Genomic DNA, 6,656 nt, shown 5'->3' with positions numbered 1-6,656 from the left:
AGACTCGAACTCGCGACCCCGACCTTGGCAAGGTCGTGCTCTACCAACTGAGCTATTCCCGCAAATATGGCGTCCCCTAGGGGACTCGAACCCCTGTTACCGCCGTGAAAGGGCGGTGTCCTAGGCCACTAGACGAAGGGGACGCGGCCCGGAACTTACAACAGCTTTCATGCTTCTTCCGGCTTCTCTGCGCTGCCTGGGCATCGCGTCGAAGTGGCGCGCATTCTATGGAGGCCATGAACACCCGTCAACCCCCTATCAAAAACTTTTTAAAATCAAAGACTTCTGCTCAAAATTTGATCCGCCTCTATGAGCGCCGGAGGCAAGCCTCTACACTCAGCCGCACCTTACAAGAACATCGGAGCCCTGCAGATGTCGCCACTCGTGATCACCCTGTTGATCGTTGTCGGTATCGTCATCCTCATCGTAATTGGCTACGTGAACCATATGGTGGAAAACAGCAAGCTGGAGAAGGCCCGCCTGAAAGCCGACCTCAGCGACCGTATCCGCCGCTGCGCAGACCTTTCCGAAACTCTCCCCGGCCAGATGGTCTCCCCTGACCTCAAACTGCTGCTGACTCGCCTGCAGTTACAGCTCAGCGAGCGCCTGCTGCAAGTGGACAAGGGCGACAACGCCCTCAAGACGCGCTTGGAGCAGCTTCGCGCGCTGGTCAGCCAGGGCGAGTCCATCCCGGTGAACAATCCGCCGCAAAAGATCCTCACCGAAGCCAAGGCCAAGGAAATCCGTTTCCAGCTGGAAAGCCTCCACGGCCAGATCACCCGTGCCGCCCAGGATGGCCAACTGCCCGCCAACGAAGCCAAGAGCCGGGTCCGGGATATCCGCGACATGCTCGTGCAGCTGCACGTGGAGTTCTTCACCAACCTAGGCCTCCAGGCCCTGCAGGAAAACCAGCCGCGCCAGGCTCGTCTCGCCTTCGAGCGAGGCGTCCAGTACCTGCAGAAGCAGCCAGACCCCGCCCGTTACCAGGATCGCCTGCAACAGATGAAGGCGCAGCTCGCCCGAGCCAACGCCCTTGTACTGGAGAACGCCCAACCCAGCGCCGACGAACCGAGCGAACTCACCGAAGGTCTGAAGTCACTGGATGACGAAGACACCTGGAAGAAGAAGAACATCTACGACTGATTCGCTCAGACGAGGACCTCCCGATGAGCCTGACCCTTTACGGCGCCCCGCTGTCCCCCTTCGTGCGCAAGGTTCGCCTTTATCTGTTGGAGAAAGGCCTGGATTACCAGTTGGAGGTAGTCTCGCCGTTCAGCCAGCCAAGCTGGTTCCGCGAACTGAGTCCGCTGGGCCGAATTCCCGCGCTGCGTGACGGCGACACCACCCTGGCCGACTCCAGCGTGATCTGCCAATACCTGGAAGAGAAGCACCCCGGCCTTGCACCTCTATATGGCCGTGACGCCGAAGAACGCGCCCGGGTGCGCTGGCTGGAAAAATATTCCGACTATGAACTGGCGCCCCTGGCCACCTTCGGTGTGTTCCGCAATCGCACGCTGAAACCGTCGATGGGCCAATCCTGTGACGAGGCCACGGTGCAAGCCGCACTCGTCGACAAGCTGCCGCCCCACTTCGACTACCTGGAAAGGTCCCTGGGCGACGCCGAATACTTCGTTGGCGAGCAGCTGACCATGGCCGACCTCGCCTTCGCCACCCAATTGATCAACATGGAGCACGGCGGCGAACGCCTGGAAGCCGAACGCTGGCCGCGTCTGGCGGCGCACTATGAGCGCCTTGCCGCGCGCGAATCGGTCCAAGCGGTATTGCCGGGCGAACAGAAGATCCTCGCCAAGCTTGCTGGTCGCGCCTGATATCACGAGCACGACAAGCCGAAAAAAAGCCCGGACACGTCCGGGCTTTTTCATTGCACGGCAATCAGCAATCAGTCAGGCGCAGGAAAATCGCTGCCAACTGCTCGATACCGGCCTGGTCTTCTTCCTTGAAACGCGCCAGGTTCGGGCTATCCAGATCGAGCACGCCAATCAGGCGGCCATCCTTGACCAGCGGAATCACCAGCTCGCTGTTGGATGCGCTGTCGCAAGCAATGTGCCCCGGGAAGGCGTGTACATCCTCTACCCGCTGGGTTTCCCGAGTACGCGCCGCCGCGCCGCACACGCCCTTGCCGAAGGGAATGCGAACACAGGCGACCTTGCCCTGGAACGGGCCGAGCACCAGCTCTTCATTACGATTGAGGTAGAAGCCCGCCCAGTTCAGGTCCGGCAGTTCATTGAAGAGAAATGCGGAGAACTGCGAGCTGTTGGCGATGAAATCACGCTCGTCAGCCAACAGAGACTCCAGCTGTGCGGCCAGCAGCGCATAGCCGGAAAGGCCGCTTCCGGCCTGTTGCAGATCGATCATTTGGAAGACTCCAGCAAAGCAAGCCCAACCCAGTGGCGGGCGAATTGATAGGCGCAGCGGCCGTTACGATTGCCGCGCCCAAGGGCCCAGCGAATCGCCAGTTTTTCCAGTTCCTCGCTCCATTCCCACTCCAGGGCCGCGGGTTCGGCCAGCACGTCGATCCAGTGACGGACTACGGCGAGGAAGTGGTCCTGGGTAAAGGGATAGAAGGACAACCAGAGGCCAAAACGGTCTGACAGTGCAATCTTGTCCTCGACCGCCTCGTTGGGATGCAACTCGCCATCGACCATCTGCCAATGTTCATTGTCGCTTTGCTTCTCCGGCACCAGGTGACGACGGTTGGACGTGGCGTAGAGCAGTACGTTGTCCGGGGCACGCTCCAGGGAGCCGTCCAGCACGCTCTTCAGCACGCGATAATCGCCCTCGCCCGCCTCGAAGGACAGGTCGTCGCAGAACAGCACAAAGCGCTGCGGCAGGTTGGCCAGCTGTTCCACCACACGGGGCAGGTCAGCCAGGTGGTCACGTTCGATCTCGATCAGACGGAGGCCGGCACCGGCGTGCTCGGCCAGCAATGCGCGCACTAGCGAGGATTTTCCGGTTCCGCGGGCGCCCCACAGCAGCGCGTGGTTGGCCGGCAAGCCATCGACGAACTGACGGGTGTTACCGGCCAGTTGCTCGCGCTGCTTGTCGATACCGATCAGGTCGGCAAGAGACAGGTCCAGGCTCACGTCCAGCGGCTGCAGGTAGCCACTGCGACCATCGCGATGCCAGCGCGCAGCCAGGCTCTTCTGCCAGTCGATCACCGGGCGAGGCACCGGTAAAAGGGGTTCGAGGCGGGCCAGTACCGCATCGGCACGCTCGAGAATCTCAAACAGACGGGAATCCACGTTCAACTCCTTGTTCAGCCGCAGTCCTCAGGCGCTGCCGGCAGACCGGATAGGCTATGCTTGGCAAGCCCTCGGAACAAGGCCAAATCCCACGTCCCATGGATATTCCGCTGACACAACGGCTGTCGTTCAAGCAGGCCAGCCTGACGGTGCTGGTGGCGTTCCTACTGGGTACCGTTCTCAGCATCGTTCAGGTCGCCAGCGACTACTTCAACGAGAACGAGTCGATCGATCGCGAGATCAAAGCCCTGCTCGAAATCGCCCACAGCCCCGCCGCGCGCATCGCCTACAACATCGACGCCGAACTGGCCCAGGAACTGGTGCTCGGCCTGCTGCGCTCGCCCGCGGTGATCCGCGCCGAGATCGTCGACAACAACGGGGCGATGCTCGCCAGCGTGGGCCGGCCACGAGCCGAAAGCGATTTCCGCATTTTCAGTGACTACCTGTTCGGCGAACGTCGCGAGTTCGAGGACCCCCTCTACATCGTCCACGCGCCCAATGAGACCCTGGGCGTGCTCCGTCTGGAAGTGGACACCTTCGCCTTCGGCAACCACTTCCTGCGCCGCGCCATGATCACCTTGCTGAGCGGCTTCGTGCGCAGCTTGCTGCTGTCGCTGATCCTCCTGGTGCTCTTCTACAGCATGCTGACCAAGCCCCTGGTGGAGCTGATTCGCGGGCTCAGCGAGCGCGACCCGCGCGCCTCGCCGGACGCCAAGCTGCCCTACCCGCCCGGCCACGAGCACGACGAGATCGGCGTGCTCGTGGAAGTCATCAACCGCCAGTTGGCCAGCCTGGCGACCGAGATGCAGCAGCGGCGCGATGCGGACCAGCGCCTGAACCAGTACCTGGCCGAACTGGAAGACATCGTCTCGGCACGCACCGCCGAGCTGAAGGCTGCCAACAGCCGCCTCAGCCGCTACAACCAGGAGCTCGAGGTGGCGCGCAGCACCGCGCTGGAAATGGCCAAGGCCCGCGCCGCCTTCCTCGCCAACATGAGCCACGAGATCCGCACTCCGCTCAATGGCCTGCTGGGCATGCTCGACCTGGCCCTCGACGGTCCGCTGAACAACGAGCAACGCCGCCAGCTACAAATTGCCCACGATTCCGGCAGCGTGCTGGTGGAACTGCTCAACGACATCCTCGACCTCTCCAAGTTCGAAGCCGGCCAACTGGAGCTGGAACAGATTCCCTTCGACCTGGGCACGCTGCTGGAAGACACCGCCAACCTCCTGTCGCAGAACACTGCCCCCGGCGTCGAACTCACCTGTCTGATCGATCCGAAGCTCCCATCACTGGTGGTCGGCGACCCAACAAGGGTGCGCCAGGTGATCAGCAACCTTCTGTCCAACGCCCTCAAGTTCACCCGATTCGGCCGCGTCGACCTGCGCGCCGCCCCCAGTCCCGGCGGCGTTCTGATCACCGTGCGCGACACGGGCATCGGCATCTCCGCCGAAGCCCTGCCCAAGCTGTTCCAGCCCTTTTCACAAGGTAGCGCCGGCATTACCCGGCAATTCGGCGGCACGGGCCTGGGCCTGGCGCTGACCCGCCATCTCTGCGAAGCCATGCAAGGGCAACTGGACGTCAAATCACAAGAAGGCGTGGGTAGCATGTTCAGTGCCGAGCTGCCGCTGGTGGAGCACAGCCCGGCTGAGCCACGCTCGCCCATGCAAGGCAAAGTCGTCGCCCTGTGCGGCGCGAAGAGCGGCCTGGCGGAATTGCTGGGCATCTGGCTCCCGCTCTGGGGCCTGAAGTTCGAGCGGCGCGACAGAGATGCCGACCTTGCAGACGTGCAGGCGGACCTGCTGATCAGCGACGACCCAGATTGCCTGGAGCATGTACGCCGTAGCGCGCAGATTCCGATCCTGCTGGTAACCGGCTACGGCAGTTTCCTGCCACCGCCGCGGGCCGCGACCCTGACGCCGCTGCATCAACTGGCGCGTCCCTTGTCACGCGCGGCGTTGCACCAGGCGCTGCAACGGGTACTGCTGAAACTCCCGGAGGATGCGCCGGCCATTGCCGCACAAGCGGAAGAGCCGCAGCTTCGCCATGCACGCGTTCTGCTGGTGGAAGACAACGCGGTGAACCAGCTCGTGGCCAAGGGCATGCTGGCCAAACTGGGCTGCGAGGTATTGCTGGCGGGCCACGGAGCCGAGGCACTGAGCCGCCTGGAGCAAACGACCGTCGACCTGGTACTAATGGACTGCAACATGCCGGTGATGGATGGCTACGAAGCCACCCGGCGTATTCGCCAGAGCGGGCGCTGGCACGACCTGCCGATCATAGCCCTGACCGCCAACGCCCTGCCGGACGAGCGCGAACGCTGCCGCGCCGCCGGCATGGACGACTATCTGGCCAAGCCCTTCCGCCGCGAAGAGCTGGTTGCCCTGCTCGACACGTGGTTGCCGGCTACCCAGGCAACCCCATGAGCTGACCCAGCAACTCGCCGAGACGCGCACGCAATTCCGCCATCTCATTGAGATCCAGACCACTGGAGCAGATCAGCTCATCGCGCAGGGGCATCACCTTCTCCCGCAAGGCAATCCCCTCCTCCGTCAACGCCAGGTGCACTTCACGTTCGTCATGAGCCGCACGACGACGACGCACGAGACCGAGCTGCTCCAGGCGCTTGAGCAACGGCGTGAGGGTGCCCGAATCCAGCAACAAACGCTCGCCAAGAGCCTTGACCGTGGGCTGCTCGGGCGGACGTGCGTGCCACTCCCAAAGCACTAGCATGGCCAGGTACTGCGGGTAGGTCAGGCCAAGGGACTCCAGCAGCGGCCGGTATCCGCGGATCACCGCACGGGACGCTGCGTAGAGTTTGAAGCACAGCTGGTTGTCCAGCAGGAGCTCGGGCTCGATCGATGGTGCGTTCATTTCAGCAGGGCTTCGATCTCGGTGCTGATCTCTTCCGGCTTGGTGGTCGGCGCGAAGCGCTTGATCAGTTGGCCATCCTGGCTGATCAGGAACTTGGTGAAGTTCCATTTGATGCCCTGGCTACCCAGTAGGCCAGGCGCACGCTTCTTCAGTTGCACATAGAGCGGGTGGGCATTCGAGCCGTTCACGTCGATCTTCTTGAACAGCGGGAAGCTGACGCCGAAGTTCAGCTCGCAGAACTCACTGATGGCGCCTTCGTCACCCGGCTCCTGCTTACCGAACTGGTTGCAGGGGAAGCCCAGCACTACCAGCCCCCTGTCCTTGTACTGCTGCCAGAGGTTTTCCAGGCCTTTGTATTGCGGGGTGAAGCCGCACTTGCTTGCGGTATTGACCACCAGCAGCGCCTTGCCGCCGAAGTCCGAAAGGGTCTTCTGCTCGCCTTTGATGGTGGTAACGGGGATATCGAGAATCTTGTCGCTCATGGTTGGAACCTGCTCAGGAAGAAATCCAGCAAAAAGT

Annotated in this window: 7 protein-coding genes and 1 tRNA gene; 3 read left to right on the top strand and 5 right to left on the bottom strand. The window is 62.4% G+C overall.

Annotated features, from left to right (window positions below; translation table 11 throughout):
- Positions 1 to 67: 67 nt before the first annotated feature.
- Positions 68 to 143: transfer RNA gene (locus E8E75_RS28985), tRNA-Glu, on the bottom strand.
- Between the two features lie 229 nt (positions 144 to 372).
- On the opposite strand from E8E75_RS28985, the gene E8E75_RS28980 reads away from it, so the two are divergent.
- Both E8E75_RS28980 and E8E75_RS28975 read left to right on the top strand, forming a co-directional pair.
- Positions 373 to 1,143, top strand: a complete 771-nt coding sequence (locus tag E8E75_RS28980) for a hypothetical protein (RefSeq protein WP_120651501.1) — start codon at positions 373 to 375, stop codon at positions 1,141 to 1,143.
- Between the two features lie 23 nt (positions 1,144 to 1,166).
- Positions 1,167 to 1,829, top strand: a complete 663-nt coding sequence (locus E8E75_RS28975) for a glutathione S-transferase family protein (RefSeq protein ID WP_120651502.1) — start codon at positions 1,167 to 1,169, stop codon at positions 1,827 to 1,829.
- 64 nt (positions 1,830 to 1,893) lie between these two features.
- Here E8E75_RS28975 and E8E75_RS28970 read toward each other — a convergent pair whose 3' ends face one another.
- Both E8E75_RS28970 and E8E75_RS28965 read right to left on the bottom strand, forming a co-directional pair.
- Positions 1,894 to 2,376 (bottom strand): GAF domain-containing protein, encoded by a 483-nt coding sequence (locus E8E75_RS28970; RefSeq protein WP_120651503.1) that lies wholly within the window; start codon positions 2,374 to 2,376, stop codon positions 1,894 to 1,896.
- The gene (locus E8E75_RS28965) at positions 2,373 to 3,263 is read right to left on the bottom strand and encodes an ATP-binding protein (protein WP_280360090.1); all 891 of its coding nucleotides are present in this window, start codon (positions 3,261 to 3,263) and stop codon (positions 2,373 to 2,375) included. Before E8E75_RS28965 ends, E8E75_RS28970 begins: the two co-directional genes overlap by 4 nt.
- 98 nt (positions 3,264 to 3,361) lie before the next feature.
- Between E8E75_RS28965 and E8E75_RS28960 the strand changes: the two genes are divergently transcribed.
- The gene (locus tag E8E75_RS28960; RefSeq protein ID WP_120655219.1) at positions 3,362 to 5,689 is read left to right on the top strand and encodes a response regulator; all 2,328 of its coding nucleotides are present in this window, start codon (positions 3,362 to 3,364) and stop codon (positions 5,687 to 5,689) included.
- Here the strand turns inward: E8E75_RS28960 and E8E75_RS28955 are convergent.
- Both E8E75_RS28955 and E8E75_RS28950 read right to left on the bottom strand, forming a co-directional pair.
- Positions 5,670 to 6,137 carry a MarR family transcriptional regulator gene (locus tag E8E75_RS28955; protein ID WP_153920245.1) on the bottom strand — a complete coding sequence of 156 codons (468 nt, stop codon included), beginning with the start codon at positions 6,135 to 6,137 and terminating at the stop codon, positions 5,670 to 5,672. The two genes, E8E75_RS28960 and E8E75_RS28955, sit on opposite strands and share 20 nt — an antisense overlap.
- Complete coding sequence (locus E8E75_RS28950) at positions 6,134 to 6,619, bottom strand: glutathione peroxidase (RefSeq protein WP_120651506.1); 486 nt, start codon at positions 6,617 to 6,619, stop codon at positions 6,134 to 6,136. The genes E8E75_RS28955 and E8E75_RS28950 overlap by 4 nt, the downstream gene beginning before the upstream one ends.
- Positions 6,620 to 6,656: the final 37 nt, after the last annotated feature.

Source organism: Pseudomonas sp. BN606 (genome assembly GCF_029873115.1).
Taxonomy (GTDB): Bacteria; Pseudomonadota; Gammaproteobacteria; order Pseudomonadales; family Pseudomonadaceae; genus Metapseudomonas.
The sequence above is the reverse complement of the archived record's forward strand: the minus strand, read 5'-3'. Positions and strand labels throughout refer to the sequence as shown.